General features: G+C 71.9%; 12 protein-coding genes and 2 pseudogenes. 9 read left to right on the forward strand and 5 right to left on the reverse strand.

Features of this window, described 5'->3' with window-relative positions; translation table 11 throughout:
* Nucleotides 1-28: 28 nt before the first annotated feature.
* Nucleotides 29-679 (reverse strand): annotated as a pseudogene (locus MKW14_RS18070) (MFS transporter); the annotation flags it as partial.
* On the opposite strand from MKW14_RS18070, the pseudogene MKW14_RS18075 reads away from it, so the two are divergent.
* From MKW14_RS18075 to MKW14_RS18090, 4 genes and pseudogenes are all read left to right on the forward strand, one after another.
* Nucleotides 668-1,090: pseudogene (locus MKW14_RS18075) on the forward strand (LysR substrate-binding domain-containing protein); the annotation flags it as partial. The pseudogenes MKW14_RS18070 and MKW14_RS18075 overlap by 12 nt on opposite strands.
* A gap of 154 nt (nt 1,091-1,244) precedes the next feature.
* Nucleotides 1,245-2,990: an AbeC-like domain-containing protein gene (locus MKW14_RS18080; protein ID WP_240863553.1), complete on the forward strand. Its 1,746-nt coding sequence runs from the start codon at nt 1,245-1,247 to the stop codon at nt 2,988-2,990.
* Nucleotides 2,980-3,348 (forward strand): hypothetical protein, encoded by a 369-nt coding sequence (locus tag MKW14_RS18085; protein ID WP_240863554.1) that lies wholly within the window; start codon nt 2,980-2,982, stop codon nt 3,346-3,348. Before MKW14_RS18080 ends, MKW14_RS18085 begins: the two co-directional genes overlap by 11 nt.
* Before the next feature lie 499 nt (nt 3,349-3,847).
* Nucleotides 3,848-4,621, forward strand: coding sequence for a serine/threonine kinase C-terminal domain-containing protein (locus MKW14_RS18090; protein ID WP_240863555.1), 774 nt, complete (start codon nt 3,848-3,850; stop codon nt 4,619-4,621).
* A 1-nt stretch (nt 4,622) separates the two neighbouring features.
* Here MKW14_RS18090 and MKW14_RS18095 read toward each other — a convergent pair whose 3' ends face one another.
* Entirely contained in the window at nt 4,623-5,381 is a 759-nt protein-coding gene (locus tag MKW14_RS18095; protein ID WP_240863556.1) for a LolA-like protein, read from the reverse strand.
* Nucleotides 5,382-5,575: 194 nt separating this feature from the next.
* Between MKW14_RS18095 and MKW14_RS18100 the strand changes: the two genes are divergently transcribed.
* The 5 genes from MKW14_RS18100 to MKW14_RS18120 all read left to right on the forward strand — a co-directional run bounded on the left by MKW14_RS18100 (nt 5,576) and on the right by MKW14_RS18120 (nt 12,689).
* A complete protein-coding gene (locus tag MKW14_RS18100; protein WP_240863557.1) occupies nt 5,576-7,105 on the forward strand; it encodes an aldehyde dehydrogenase family protein in 1,530 nt (509 codons plus the stop codon).
* A 119-nt stretch (nt 7,106-7,224) separates the two neighbouring features.
* On the forward strand, nt 7,225-8,757 hold the full coding sequence (locus tag MKW14_RS18105; RefSeq protein WP_240863558.1) for a GMC family oxidoreductase: 1,533 nt from the start codon (nt 7,225-7,227) through the stop codon (nt 8,755-8,757).
* Entirely contained in the window at nt 8,754-9,797 is a 1,044-nt protein-coding gene (locus MKW14_RS18110; protein WP_240863559.1) for a quaternary amine ABC transporter ATP-binding protein, read from the forward strand. The genes MKW14_RS18105 and MKW14_RS18110 overlap by 4 nt, the downstream gene beginning before the upstream one ends.
* On the forward strand, nt 9,797-11,734 hold the full coding sequence (locus tag MKW14_RS18115) for an ABC transporter permease (RefSeq protein ID WP_240863560.1): 1,938 nt from the start codon (nt 9,797-9,799) through the stop codon (nt 11,732-11,734). Before MKW14_RS18110 ends, MKW14_RS18115 begins: the two co-directional genes overlap by 1 nt.
* Nucleotide 11,735: 1 nt before the next feature.
* The gene (locus MKW14_RS18120) at nt 11,736-12,689 is read left to right on the forward strand and encodes an ABC transporter substrate-binding protein (RefSeq protein WP_240863561.1); all 954 of its coding nucleotides are present in this window, start codon (nt 11,736-11,738) and stop codon (nt 12,687-12,689) included.
* Here MKW14_RS18120 and MKW14_RS18125 read toward each other — a convergent pair whose 3' ends face one another.
* Genes MKW14_RS18125 through MKW14_RS18135 form a run of 3 tightly spaced genes read right to left on the reverse strand, consistent with a single transcriptional unit; the run spans nt 12,690 to nt 14,349 of the window.
* Nucleotides 12,690-13,415 carry an isocitrate lyase/PEP mutase family protein gene (locus MKW14_RS18125; protein WP_240863562.1) on the reverse strand — a complete coding sequence of 242 codons (726 nt, stop codon included), beginning with the start codon at nt 13,413-13,415 and terminating at the stop codon, nt 12,690-12,692.
* Nucleotides 13,412-13,855 (reverse strand): carboxymuconolactone decarboxylase family protein, encoded by a 444-nt coding sequence (locus MKW14_RS18130; protein WP_240863563.1) that lies wholly within the window; start codon nt 13,853-13,855, stop codon nt 13,412-13,414. The genes MKW14_RS18125 and MKW14_RS18130 overlap by 4 nt, the downstream gene beginning before the upstream one ends.
* Entirely contained in the window at nt 13,852-14,349 is a 498-nt protein-coding gene (locus tag MKW14_RS18135; RefSeq protein WP_240863564.1) for a carboxymuconolactone decarboxylase family protein, read from the reverse strand. Before MKW14_RS18135 ends, MKW14_RS18130 begins: the two co-directional genes overlap by 4 nt.
* Nucleotides 14,350-14,357: the final 8 nt, after the last annotated feature.

Below are 14,357 nucleotides of genomic sequence, written 5' to 3' on the forward strand. Positions count from 1 at the left end.
CCCTGGTCCAGCCCTTTCCTGTTGGAGGTCAGGGGCGAGCTGAGCGCGACAGTACGCGTTTCCCGCTCGACGCGATCGTGCGCGTTGTGGTGGCCCCGCCGTATCCCGCCACGACCGCCGCCGTCGCCGCCAGGACCAGCAGGGCGGCCGTGCGCAGGGCCGGGCCCAGGCCGTGGGCGAAGTCGGGATGGGCGGCCAGGACCGTGCCGGCGGTGGCGACGCCGAGGGCCGCGCCGATCTCGCGGGCCGAGGTGCCGAGCCCGGAGCCGAGACCCGCCTGGTGGGCCGGGAGGGAGGTGACCACCCCGAGCGTCAGCGCGGGCATGCTCAGACCGGCGCCCGCCGAGATCACCAACAGCCAGCAGGCGTACACCGGGTAGGGCGTGCCCGCGTCCGCGGTGGACGCGCCGAGCAGCCCCAGACCGATGAGCGCGAGGCCGGTGCCGATGACCGGTCGGGGGTACGACGTCCAGCGCGTCGCCAGCCGTTGCGTGAGCGCCATGCCGACGATCAGCGGCACGATCGCGACGCCGGTCAGGGCGGGGCCGTACCCCTTCACGCCTTGCAGGTACTGCGAGTTGACGTAGAAGAGGGCGAACAGGCCGAAGAAGCCGGTGGCCATGCCCAGGGAGGCGGCACGCAGCCGGGGCGACCTGAAGACGCGCGGGTCGAGGACCGGATGCTCGGCGTCGTACGGGCCGGTCATCCGCTGCTGGAGGGGGAGTTGACGGCCGCGCGGTTCGCCGCGGAGGCGGATCACCTGATCGTCTCGCGCCGCGGCAGGCTGCTCGGACCGGTCGACGACGCGCTCGCCGCCCTGGGGCTCACGCGGCGCGTGGCGGGCACGATCGGGACCCTTCCCGCCTCCCTGTTCGTCGTACGGGACAGCGACCTGGTCGGTCTGATCAGTTCCTGGGCACTACCGCTCGCCGCCGCGCTCGATCTCGCCGTGTTCGAGGTGCCGCTGGTTCTGCCGCCGCTGGACCTGGGGCTGGCCTGGCATCCGCGGCACGAGGCGGATCCGGCCCACGCATGGCTCAGGCGGACGGTCCGGGAACTGCTGGCCGGATGGTCCGAGCGCGAACTCTGACCCAGGCGCGTCGGCTCGACCCCGCGCGGCCGGCTGTCACCCGGATCGGTTCATCCCTCGGCATTCCGCTTTCCCCATCCCACCTGCACCTCTATGCTGATGGTTTGTCAACTGAACGTCTGACAACGGTCTTTCCACGCATCGGGGGAGTAGCGTGAGTACCGCTTACGTGCCTCAGCAACCGCAGCCCGTGGTCGCCACGGGGGCGCCGCCGACACCGCCCGTCCCACCGCACGCCAGCGAGGCGACCCGGCTGCTGTGCGCGGGCGCCTATCTGGATTCCGGTTACCGCGACCGGGTCATCGAGGAACTGCAGCTCAACGAACAGCGGATCGTCGCGCCCTCGCTCGGCTTCGACGCCGCCCGGGTCCTCGCCCACGCCCTGCGCGCCCGCCGCTTCGAGCTGCTCTGGGCCGGGGCGATCCTCGGCCTGTGGGTGGTCGGAGGGGTGCTCAGCGGGGGCCTGCTGGCCTTCTTCATCTGGCCCAGCGTGGCCCTCGCCCTCGCGCCCTGGATCAGGGGGCGGGCCGAGCAGCCCCCGCTGTGGCGGCTGGTCCCCGCGTTCCTGGCCCGCTGGTGGGGCCGGCTGTCCTTCGCGGTGATGCTGGTGTTCACCCTGATCGCGGCGTTCGGCAGCGGCTCGGACAGCGGTTCGTCCTCCCTGCGGTACGACCCCTACTCCGACTCGTCGAGCTTCACGGACGTGTTCTCGCCGAGCACCATCACCGACCTGATCGAGCCGTGGCGGGCCTGGCTGGGGCTGGGCGTGCTCGCGCTGATCGCCTGGTGCGGATACGCCCAGCGCAACCAGGTGAGCCGGGCGCTGGCCGCCGAACTCTCCCCGCAGCGGTTCGGTGACGCGGCGAACGACCCCGCCGAGCAGGCCGACAACCCGCGCTTCCAGCGGCTGAAGCAGCGCATCCGGCTCGAACAGCACGCGCCGCTGATCATGTACCACGAGGCCCGGCCGTTCTGCGGGGCGGGCGCCGCGTACGACACCTGGGTGCTGGCCGTCGAACTGCGCCCGGACGAGGAGCGGAAGCAGCAGCCGCTCAGCAACCGCACGGTCCTGGAGCGGATCCGTCCGCTGCTCGAACAGCTGCGTGTCCCGGCCGAGTTCGCGGGCCCCGGGGTCCGTGACCGGCTGCGCTGGCTGGAGATCGACGAGTGCGTGTTCCTGCCGGCCGAGGGGCTGCTCACCCGGGATCAGGCGCCGTACACCCCGCAGGCCTTCGAGGAGCACCGGGCCCGGGCGGTCGAGGAGGGCGCCGAGAAGCGGCGGCACTTCCTGCGCATCCGGGTCGGCGGCTGGGAGGAGGAGCTGGTCGTCACGGTCTTCGTGCGCATCCACACGCAGGGGCGGATGCTGATGCTGGAGATCGCGCCGCACGTGCTGACGCCGGTGCGCGCCGACTTCAAGGACGCCGACCGGATGGCGCACCGGTTCCGGCACAACAACCTGGCCGGGAAGGCGGCGGGCGCGGCCGTCCTGGTGCCGTCGTCGGTCGGCCGCTCGCTGGGTCAGCTGGGCCGGGGGCTGGTGTACGTGTGGCGGCTGCTGACCGGCGGCTACGCGGGCGCGCTGCCCGACGGACCGGGTCTGTCCGTGCGGGAGTTGGGGGCGGCGCCGGCCGGTTCCACGTTCCAGGAGATGGACGTGGTGCGCTACCTGAAGAGCGTGCAGGACAGGGTGGCGAACGGGGTGCGGGCCGCGCTCGCCGAATCCGGTTACGAGACCGGGGAGTTCGTCCAGAAGGTCGTCAACATCAGCAACGGGGACGTGAACATCGGCCGGATCGAGGGGTCCACCTTCGCGGTCGGCAGCGGCTCGTCCGCCGCCTCCTCCAGTGTCTCGGGCGGTGCGGTGCCGCCGAAGGGAGCCGACAGCAGTGGCAAGTAACGAGCCGAGCGTCAACATCGGCGACATCTCGGGCAACAACACCTTCGCCATCGGCAGCCAGTCGCATGCCGAGAGCCACCACGTGCACCACGGCACGGGTCCGCAGCGCGACGAGGCGACCGAACAACTTCTCGCCGCTGTGCGGGAGTTGCGGGCCGACCTGGCCCAACGGGTGCGCGGCACCGAGCAGACGGCCGCGCTGGACGAGGCCCTCGCGGAGACGGAGACGGAGATCGCGACGACGGGCCAGGCCGGCCCCACCCGCCGCGAACGCCTGAGGGAACTGCTCTCCGACTCCCAGGCCCTGGTCACCTTCCTGGCCTCCGCCGGCGCCCTGGCCGGCCTCCTGGGGATGTGAGACACAGCCGATGAGCGGGGGCGGACAGTACTGGAACGAGGACACCCAGCGCTGGGAGGACAGCACGGGGAGTCATCCGACGGTGGAGCCGACGTCCGCGCCCCCGGGGTGGCCGGGGGCGGGCGGACCGGGGGCCGACGTCAGTGGCTCTGATGCTGTGGCCGACGCTGACGGGGCGGGCGCCGGTGTCTCGGAGGGCGGGGATGCGGGGGGTGTCGGCTCTCAACCGCCGGCCCCCCTTGTTCCGCCCCTGCCCGGTGGGTGGCCCGGTGCGGGAGGCGGGAGTGGGTGGCACGGGCCCGGAGCCGGGGGGACCGCGGTGGATTCGGGGGCCGGGACCGGTGCCTCGGGTTCGGCCGGGGGCGGTGGTGCGTGGGCGGCGTCGGCTGATTCGGGCGTCGCGGGTTCTCCTGCTGATACCGGCGCCTCCGGTGCGGCAGGTGGCGGCCAGGCCGGAGGCCCCGCGCCCGAGTGGTCCAGTGGGGCCTCCTGGGGGACCGTGCCCGAGTGGAGTTCCGGGGTCTCGTGGACGCCCCCGGAGCAGCAGGACGCCGGCGGTGGGGGGCTCAGTCGGCGGCTCGTGTGGTCCGTGGTGGTCGGGGCCGCCGTCGTCGGGGTCGTCGTCAGTCTCGTGGTGACCCTGGTCGTGGGGAGGAGCGGCGGCGGACACAAGGAGCCCGTCGCCGCGGGGTCGTCCGTGACGGCGAGCGAGTCGCCCACCCCATCGCCGTCACCGCTCGTCGAGGACACCACGACGTCCTCCCCCTCGCCCTCCGCACCGCCCGCCGGATACGAACTGCTCGACGACGGGGAGGGGTTCCGGATCGCCGTACCGGAGGGCTGGACCCGTACCACCGTGCCCTCGCAGTTCGGGATCGACGTGGTCAACTACCGCAGCGCGGACAGCACGCACCGGCTGCAGATCTACCAGGTGCAGGAGGAGTCCCCGCAGGCCTCCTTCGACCTGTACCTGTCCGACCAGACCCCCAAGCCCGCCGGCTTCAAGAAGCTCGCCCTGCGGACCCTGGACGACGGCCGGTTCACCGGGGCCCGGCTGGAGTACCTCGCCGACACCATCAAGGGCGAGCCCGACGTCGGCACCTGGCACGTCTACGACGAACGCTTCGTCGGCCAGGACGGCAACATCTACGCCATCGCCGCCTACGGCCCCAAGTCCGACGGCAGCGAAGAGCAGCTCACCGAACTCACCACCGCGCTGGACTGGTTCTGCCCGCCGAACACCACCTGCGACCCCGACCCGGGCACCGACTGACTCAGGCGTTCTGCAACCGCTGCTGCAGCTTGCCGATGTCCACCGACTGGTCCGGCGACGGCGTGGCGGACGGCACCGGCTTGTCGTAGTCCGAGAAGGCCAGCGTCGTGTCGGTGCGGCCGCCCTTCATGGTGGCCTCGACCAGCCGGTGCGGAGCGCCCGAAGTGACGTACAGGACCGACCGCTTCCCGCCCTCCGTGCCCTTCAGCGGAATCACCTTCGTGCCGTCGACGGTCGTCTCGGCGCCCTTCGTCAGGGACTTGTCGCCCGTCGACGACCCGGTGTCGACCTGATGCTGGAAGGCGGCCAGATCGCACGTGTCCGACAGCCCCTTGAGCATGGCGTCCTTCGTCGTGCCGTGGATGTAGCGGCCCTTGAAGAGCTCGGCGACCGCGTCGCCCTGCGCCCCGGGCACCTGCGTCTTCCAGAACGCGGTGTCCGGCTTCATCCACACCTGCTCCCCCCGCTTGACCAGGTCGACGCTGCCGCCGTGACCGCCCATGCGGAGGGTGCCGACACAGTTGCCGTCCCGGTCGAGCGTCAGATCCATGAAACTCGGCTGGGTCTTGCTGTGAGCCACCCCCACCCCGCGGTCCGTGAGCTTCAGATGGACGGACGTGGCGTCCAGGAGGTTCTTCTTCGCCTGCTCTGCCAACTGCCGGGCGGAGAGCCCACCGCCGTCGTCGGCCGCGGCGAGCGCGGCCGGGGCGAGGGCGAGCGCCACGCTCGCCGCCGTACACACCAGAGCCCTGCCGTGCATGACCTCACCTCCGTGGTGCGCGTCACGGCTCAGCCTACGGTTTGCCCTATTTGCCCGCACGTTCAGTGACACAGCGCACTTTCGGCCATGGATTGCGCATGCAATCAGAGGCGGAGGGCAGGTGCTCACGGTCCCGGTGGGTGACACCGGTGTGACTCACGGGAGCTGAACAGGAACGGAAGGCAGTACCGAACATGGCGGACAGGGCGCAAGCACCGGAGCTCGACGCGCAGGCGACCATCCACGTGGCGGGAGAATGGCGGGAAGCCGTCTCCGGCGCCACGCGAGAGATCCTCGACCCCGCGGACGGGCAGCCCTTCGCCCTGGTCGCGGAGGGTGACGAGAAGGACACCGACCTGGCGGTCGCGGCCGCCCGGGAGGCCTTCGACCACGGCGACTGGCCCCGCACCCCCGCGGCCGAGCGCGCCGCGCTGCTGCGCCGCGTCGCCGATCTTCTCGTACGCGACCGCGAACGCCTCGGCCGGCTGGAGAGCCAGGACGCGGGCAAGACCGTGGAGGAGGGCCGGGTCGACATCGACTGTGTCGCCGACGCCTTCCGCTACTTCGCCGACCTGGTCGCCGGTGAGGCGCCGGGCCGGGTCGTCGACGCCGGCTCGCCCGACGTCCACAGCGTGGTCGTGCACGAACCGGTCGGCGTCTGCGCGCTGATCACTCCCTGGAACTACCCCCTCCTGCAGGCCAGTTGGAAGATCGCCCCGGCGCTCGCGGCCGGCAACACCTTCGTCGTCAAGCCCAGCGAGATCACCCCGCTCACCACGGTCGCCCTCATCGACCTGCTCACCGAGGCCGGGCTGCCCGCGGGTGTCGCCGGCGTCGTCACCGGACCCGGCCACTCGGTCGGCGCCCGGCTCGCCGAGCACCCCGACGTCGACCTGGTCTCCTTCACCGGCGGCCTGGTCAGCGGCACCAAGGTCGCGCAGGCGGCCGCCCCGACCGTGAAGAAGGTCGCGCTCGAACTCGGCGGCAAGAACCCCAACGTCGTCTTCGCCGACGCCTGCGCCTCCGAGGAGGGCTTCGACACCGCCGTCGATCAGGCCCTCAATGCCGCGTTCATCCACAGCGGTCAGGTCTGCTCGGCCGGGGCCCGCCTCATCGTCGAGGAGTCGCTGCGCGAGCGCTTCGTCGCCGAACTCGCCCGCCGGGCAAGCCGGATACGCCTCGGCCGCGGCACCGAGGACGGGGTCGAGTGCGGCCCCCTCGTCTCCGAGCAGCAGCGCGCCAAGGTCGAGGCGTACGTCGCCTCGGCGCTCGCGGAGGGCGCGGTGCTGCGCTCGGGCGGCCGGCGGCCCGTACCGGCGCCGGAGCGTCCCGTGTCCGGCTACTTCTACGAGCCGACCGTCCTCGACCAGTGCCACCGCGAGATGAAGGTCGTCCGCGAGGAGGTCTTCGGACCGGTGCTGACGGTGGAGACCTTCCGCACCGAGGACGAGGCCGTCGCCCTCGCCAACGACACCGAGTACGGCCTCGCCGGCGCCGTCTGGACCTCCGACGCGGGCCGCGCCCGCCGGGTCGCCGGCCGGCTGCGGCACGGCACCGTCTGGATCAACGACTTCCACCCCTATCTCCCGCAGGCGGAGTGGGGCGGCTTCGGCAAGAGCGGCGTCGGCCGCGAGCTGGGGCCGGCCGGCCTCGCCGAGTACCGCGAGACCAAGCACGTGTACCAGAACCTGGCGCCGAAGCCGGTGCGCTGGTTCACGGGCTGAGCACCGACTCCCGTACCCACCCGCGACTTCCGTACGACACAGCGACCTCCGTACGCCCCCCACGCCCGTACGAAGCCCCCGACTCCCGTACGTTTCCCGCACCTTGGAGCGACCCCCTCATGTCCGAGACCCCCCATCTCTACGACTACGTCGTCATCGGCGGCGGCACCGCAGGCTCCGTCATCGCCTCCCGCCTGACCGAGAACCCCGACGTCACCGTCGCCGTCATCGAGGGCGGCCCCAGCGACGTCGGCAGAGAGGACGTCCTGACGCTGCGCCGCTGGATGGGCCTGCTCGGCGGCGAACTCGACTACGACTACCCCACCACCGAGCAGCCACGCGGGAACTCCCACATCCGGCACAGCCGGGCCCGTGTGCTCGGCGGCTGTTCCTCCCACAACACGCTGATCGCCTTCAAGCCGCTGCCCTCCGACTGGGACGAGTGGGAGGCGGCCGGCGCCAAGGGCTGGGGCGCGGTGCCGATGGAGGCGTACCTCGCGCGCCTGAAGAACAACATCGTCCCGGTCGACGAGAAGGACCGGAACCCCATCGCCCGCGACTTCGTCGACGCCGCCCAGAAGGCGCTCGACGTTCCCCGTGTCGAGGGCTTCAACAAGAAGCCGTTCGACGACGGCGTCGGCTTCTTCGACCTGGCCTACCACCCCGAGACCAACAAGCGCTCCAGCGCGTCCGTCGCCTACCTCCACCCCGTGATGGACGAGCGGCCCAACCTGACGATCCTGCTGGAGACCTGGGCGTACCGGCTGGAGTTCGACGGCACGCGCGCGGAAGGCGTGCACGTCCGCACCAAGGACGGCGAGGAGATCCTCGTACGCGCCCGCGACGAAGTCGTGCTGTGCGCCGGGGCCGTCGACTCCCCGCGCCTGCTCCTGCACTCCGGCATCGGTCCGCGCGCGGACCTGGAAGCCCTCGGCATCCCCGTCGTCCACGACCTGCCCGGCGTCGGCGAGAACCTGCTCGACCACCCGGAGTCGGTGATCGTCTGGGAGACGAACGGACCCATCCCGGACAACTCCGCGATGGACAGCGACGCCGGCCTGTTCGTGCGCCGCGACCCCGGACACCCGGGCCCGGACCTGATGTTCCACTTCTACCAGATCCCCTTCACCGACAACCCGGAACGGCTGGGCTACGAACGCCCCGCGTACGGCGTCTCGATGACCCCCAACATCCCCAAGCCGAGGAGCCGCGGCCGCCTCTGTCTGACGAGCGCGGACCCGTCGGTCAAACCGGCCCTGGACTTCCGGTACTTCACCGACGAGGACGACTACGACGCCCGCACCCTCGTCGACGGCATCCGCGTCGCCCGCGAGATCGCGAGCACCGAACCGCTGGCGAGCTGGCTCAAGCGCGAGGTGTGCCCGGGGCCGGAGGTGACCGGCGACGAGGAGCTGAGCGAGTACGCCCGTAAGGTCGCCCACACCGTCTACCACCCCGCCGGCACCTGCAAGATGGGCGCCGCCGACGACGAACTCGCGGTGGTCGACCCCGAGTTGCGGATCCGCGGCCTGGAGGGCATCCGGATCGCCGACGCCTCGGTCTTCCCGACGATGACCGCCGTGAACCCGATGATCGGAGTGCTCATGGTCGGTGAGAGGGCCGTCGACCTGATCGGGGGCGGTGCCCGATGAACGCGCCGGTCTTCTCCGTCGACAACCTGTGGAAGGTGTTCGGCCCCAAGGCCGACAGCGTCCCCGGCGACGCCGAGCTGTCCACGCTGGCGCCCTCCGAACTCCGGGCCCGCACCGGCTGCACGGCCGCCGTCCGGAACGTCTCCTTCGACGTGCGCAAGGGCGAGGTCTTCGTGGTGATGGGCCTGTCGGGCTCCGGCAAGTCCACGCTCGTCCGCTGCCTCACCCGCCTCATCGAGCCGACGGCCGGCACGATCGCCATCGACGGCGAGGACGTCCGCGCCATGGACCGGTCCCGGCTGCGCGAACTGCGCCGGCACCGGGCCGCGATGGTCTTCCAGCACTTCGGCCTCCTCCCGCACCGCACCGTCCTCGACAACGTCGCCTACGGCCTGGAGATCCAGGGCGTCGGCAGGGCGGAGCGCCGGGCGCGCGCCCGGCAGGTCGTCGCCAAGGTCGGTCTGGAGGGCATGGAGCAGCGCCGCCCCGGCCAGCTCTCCGGCGGTCAGCGCCAACGAGTGGGCCTGGCACGGGCGTTGGCCGTGGACCCGGAGGTCCTGCTGTTCGACGAGCCCTTCAGCGCCCTCGACCCCCTCATCCGGCGTGACATGCAGGAGGAGGTCGTGCGACTGCACCGCGAGGAGGGCCGCACGATGGTCTTCATCACCCACGACCTGAGCGAGGCCCTCAAGCTCGGCGACCGCATCGCGCTGATGCGCGACGGCCGGGTGGTCCAGCTTGGCACCCCGGAGGAGATCGTGGGCAGCCCGGCGGACGACTACGTCCGCGAGTTCGTCCGGGACGTGTCGCGGGAGCAGGTCATGACCGTCCGCACGGCCATGCGGCCCGGCGGCTGCGCGGGCCCGGAGCACCCGGGCGCGCTCGCGCCGGACGAACTCGTCGCCGACGCCATCAAGGTCGTCGCCACGAGCGGCAGGCCGGCCTGTGTGGTGGAGGACGGCCGCTGTCTGGGCGTCGTCGACCACGAGAGGCTCCTCGGCGTCGTCGCCGGGACCGAGCCGCAGAAGGAGGCCGCCTGATGGCCACCCTCACCGCGCCCGTCCCACTGTCCGCGGGCTTCCTGAAACACCGGGCCGTGCGGAAGCTGCTGCTGCTCGCCCTCGCCGCCGCGGTCCTCGTCCCGCTCGCCGACGCCCGGTGGGCGAGCGGCAGCTGGCCCGCCGCGCTCACGGTCGACCTGTCCAAGCCGCTCACCGGCGCCAGCAACTGGATCATCGACAACCGCGACAGCCACCCGCTGTTCCTCTACGGCTTCGGCTACGTCAGCAACGCGGTCGTGATCTCCGTACGCGCCGTCTACCTGGTTCTCCTCGCCGCGGGCTGGGCCGGGGTGACGGCCATCGGCGCCCTCGTCGCCTGGCGGGTCGCCGGTGTCCGGCTGGCCCTCGGCACGGCCGTCGCGTTCCTGGCCTGCGGGCTGCTCGGCATGTGGATCCCGACGATGCAGACGCTCGCCCTGATGGTGGTCGCCGTCCTGGCGTCGGTGGCCGTGGGCGCCCTGCTCGGCCTCGCCGCCGGTCTGTCCGACCGCCTCGACCGCGCCCTGCGCCCGGTCCTGGACACCATGCAAGTGCTGCCCGCCTTCGCCTACCTCCTCCCGGTCGTCCTGGTCTTCGGCATCGGCGTCCCCGCCGCCGTCCTGGCCACCGTCGTCTACGCCGCCCCGCCGATGGCCCGCCTCACCTCCCTGGGCCTGCGCGGCGCCGACAAGGAGGTCCTCGAAGCCGTCGACTCGCTCGGCGCCACCGCCCGCCAGCGGCTGCTGACCGCGCGCATCCCGCTGGCCCGCAAGGAACTCCTCCTCGGCCTCAACCAGACGATCATGATGGCCCTGTCCATGGCGGTCATCGCGTCCGTCATCGGCGCCGCCGGCCTCGGTGACCGCGTCTACCAGGCGCTGGCCTCCGTCGACGTGGGCGCCGCCCTCGCGGCCGGCATCCCGATCGTGCTGCTGGCCGTCGTCCTGGACCGGGTCACCTGCGCCGCGGGCGAGAACGCCGGCGAGGAGCCGGCGGGCGTGCGCCCCTGGCTGTACGCGGCCGCCGGCGCCGTCGCCGTGGCGCTCGCCGGACGGCTCGCGGGGCGTCTCGACTGGCCCGAGGCCTGGACCCTGAACATCGCCGACCCGGTCAACAGCGCCGTCGACTGGATGACCGCCCACCTCTACTCGGGCGTCCCGGTCGTCGGCGGCACCGCCGACTGGGCGGGCCACTTCACCACCTGGGTCCTGGACCCGGTCCGTGGCGGTCTGCAGTGGCTGCCCTGGTGGTCCGTGCTGCTCCTGGTCGCCGCCCTGGCCTGGCTGATCGGCACCTGGCGCACCGCGCTCACCGCGGTCCTCGCCATGGCCGCGATCGGCGTGCTCGGCGTGTGGAAGCCCTCCCTCGACACGCTCTCCCAGGTGCTGGCCGCCGTCGCCGTCACCCTCGTCCTCGGTTTCGCGACCGGCATCGCGGCGGCCCGCAGCGACCGCTTCGAACGCCTGCTCAGGCCCGTCCTGGACGTCTTCCAGACGATGCCGCAGTTCGTGTACCTGATCCCGGTGGTGGCCCTGTTCGGCGTCGGCCGCGCCCCCGCCGTCGCGGCGGCCGTGGTCTACGCCCTGCCCGCCGTCGTCCGGATCACCACCCAGGGTCTGCGGCAGGTCGATGCGGCCGCCCTGGAGTCGGCCCGCTCCCTCGGCGCGACCCCCGCCCAGCAGCTGCGCCAGGTCCAACTCCCGCTCGCCCGGCCCGCGTTGCTGCTGGCCGTCAACCAGGGCGTGGTCCTCGTCCTCGCCGTCGTCATCATCGGCGGCCTGGTCGGCGGCGGCGCGCTCGGCTACGACGTCGTCTTCGGCCTCGCGCAGGGCGATCTGGCGACGGGGCTGGTGGCCGGTGCGGCGATCGTGTGCCTGGGGCTGATGCTCGACCGGGTGACCCAGCCGACGCGGCGCCGCGCGACGAAGGGAGCGTGACATGCGACTGAGCGTCACCACGACCGCCGCCGTCGCCTCGCTGGCCCTGCTCACCGGCTGCGGCGCCGCCGACATGACCAAGCAGGCGTCCCCCTTCGTCAACGCGGCGGGCACCAGGAGCGTGACCCTCTCCGTGCAGTCCTGGGTCGGCGCGCAGGCCAACGTCGCCGTCGCCCAGTACCTGCTGGAGCACAAGCTCGGCTACCGCGTCGACACCGTGCAGGTCGACGAGGTCCCCGCCTGGGACGCGCTCAGCCAGGGCCGGGTCGACGCGATCCTGGAGGACTGGGGCCACCCCGACCAGGAGAAGCGGTACGTCGACGACAAGAAGACCATCGCGCGCGGCGGCGGCCTCGGGGTGACCGGGCACATCGGCTGGTTCGTGCCGACGTACCTGGCCAGGCAGCACCCGGACATCACGAACTGGAAGAACCTCAACAAGTACGCCTCCCTCTTCCGCACCGCGGAGAGCGGCGGCAAGGGCCAGTTGATGGACGGCTCGCCGTCGTACGTCACCAACGACAAGGCGCTGGTGAAGAACCTGAAGCTGAACTACCAGGTGGTGTTCGCCGGTTCGGAGGCCGCGCAGATCACCCAGATGAAACAGTTCGCCAAGGAGAAGAAGCCCTTCCTGACGTACTGGTACGCCCCGCAGTGGCTGTTCAAGAAGGTCCCCATGACCGAGGTGAAGCTGCCGCCGTACAAGGAGGGCTGCGACGCGGACCCGGCGAAGGTGGCCTGCGCCTATCCGCACACCCCGCTGCAGAAGTACCTCAACGCCGACTTCGCGCACAAGGGCGGCAAGGCGGCCGCCTTCCTGAAGAAGTTCAGGTGGACGACCGAGGACCAGAACGAGGTCTCCCTGATGATCGCCGACCAGAAGCTGTCGCCCGAACAGACGGCGAAGAAGTGGGTGGACGGCCACGCGTCCACGTGGAAGGCGTGGCTGTCCTGATCACCAGCGCTTCTTCAGCTCGTCCGTCATCCCCTTGAACGCCAGCGCCGCCCAGCGCTGCAGGGTCGGCCCGAAGGTGACGCGCGTGGCCCCGAGTTCACCGAGTTCGGAGGGCTCGGGGCCGCCGGCCGGCTTGGCGTTCACGTTGATCGGCCCCTGGATCCCGGACCGCAGCAGGGGCAGTACGTCCGTCGGGGCGTCGATCGGATAGACGCAGTCGGCGCCCGCGGCGACGTACAACGCGGCCCGCTCGATGGCCCGTCCGGGGTCGCCGTCGCCGTGCGCGAAGGTGTCGACGCGGGCGTTGACGAACAGCTGGTCACCCGCCGCGAAACGGACCTGGGCCAGCCAGTCGGCGTGCTCGCGCGGGTCCTTGAGCACGCCCCGGTGCGAGTCCTCCAGGTTGCAGCCGACGGCACCGGCCTCCAGCAGCCGCTCCACCAGCTCCGTCGGCGCCAGCCCGTACCCGCCCTCGACGTCGGCCGACACGGGCACCTCCACCGCCCGGCAGATGCGCGCCACCGCAGCGAACATCTCGTCGGCCGGGGTCGTCCCGTCCTCGTACCCGAGTGAGGCCGCGATCCCCGCGCTGGGCGTGGCGAGTGCCGGGAACCCGGCCTCCTCCAGTGCCCGCGCGCTGACCGCGTCCCACGGCCCCGGCAGTACGAGGGGGTCGCCCGGGAGGCGGCCGCGGTGCAGGGCGCGGAAGACATCGACCTTGCTCATGGCGTGTACCCTCCCGGCGGGATCCGGCGGCTGACCATCACCCGGTTCCAGTTGTTGATGGCGACGACCAGGCCGATGAGATGGGCGAGCCGGCCCTCGTCGAAGTGCTCGGCCGCGCGGTCGTACACCTCGTCCGGTACGAAGCCCTCCGTCAGCACGGTGATCGCCTCCGTCAGCGCGAGCGCGGCCCGCTCCCGCTCGTCGAAGACGTCCCCGGCCTCCTCCCAGGCGGCCAGCAGATCCAGCTGCTTCTCGCTCACCCCGTGCTCGCGGGCGATCGTGAGGTGCATGTCCAGGCAGAAGGCGCAGTGGTTGAGCTGCGAGGCCCGGATGACGACCAGCTCGGCGAGGGCGGGATCCCCGAGCCCCCGCTTCGCCGCCGCGCTGAGTGCCGACATGGCCGATCCGACGGCGCGGTCGAGGATCTGCGTACGGCTCACCGGTGCTGGCCCGGCGTGTAGTGGCCCGGCGCCATCCGGGTGGTCACGCCGAACCGGTTCCATGCGTTGATCACGGTGATCGCGGCGATCAGCTGCGCCAGTTCGGCCTCCTCGAAGTGCTTGGCCGCGTGGTCGTACACCTCGTCGGGCACGAACCCGTCGGTCAGGACGGTGATCGCCTCGGTCAGCTCGATCGCCGCGAGCTCCTTCTCCGTGTAGAAGTGCTTCGACTCCTCCCAGGCGCTCAGCTGGACGATCCGCTCCGCGCTCTCGCCGGCCGTGAGGGCGTCCTTGGTGTGCATGTCCAGGCAGAAGGCGCAGTGGTTGATCTGCGAGGCCCGGATCTTCACCAGCTCGTACAAGGTCGGGTCCAGGCCCTGCCTGGCGGCGGTCTCGAGGCGGAGCATCGCCTTGTAGACCTCGGGCGCGTGCTGGGCCCAGCGCAGCCGGGCGGGCCGCTCGGGCGCGTACTCGGTGGTCTCCTGTGTGGTCATGTCCTCGA

It is taken from the genome of Streptomyces gilvus (assembly GCF_022513565.1).
In the GTDB taxonomy this organism is placed as follows: Bacteria; Actinomycetota; Actinomycetes; order Streptomycetales; family Streptomycetaceae; genus Streptomyces; species Streptomyces gilvus.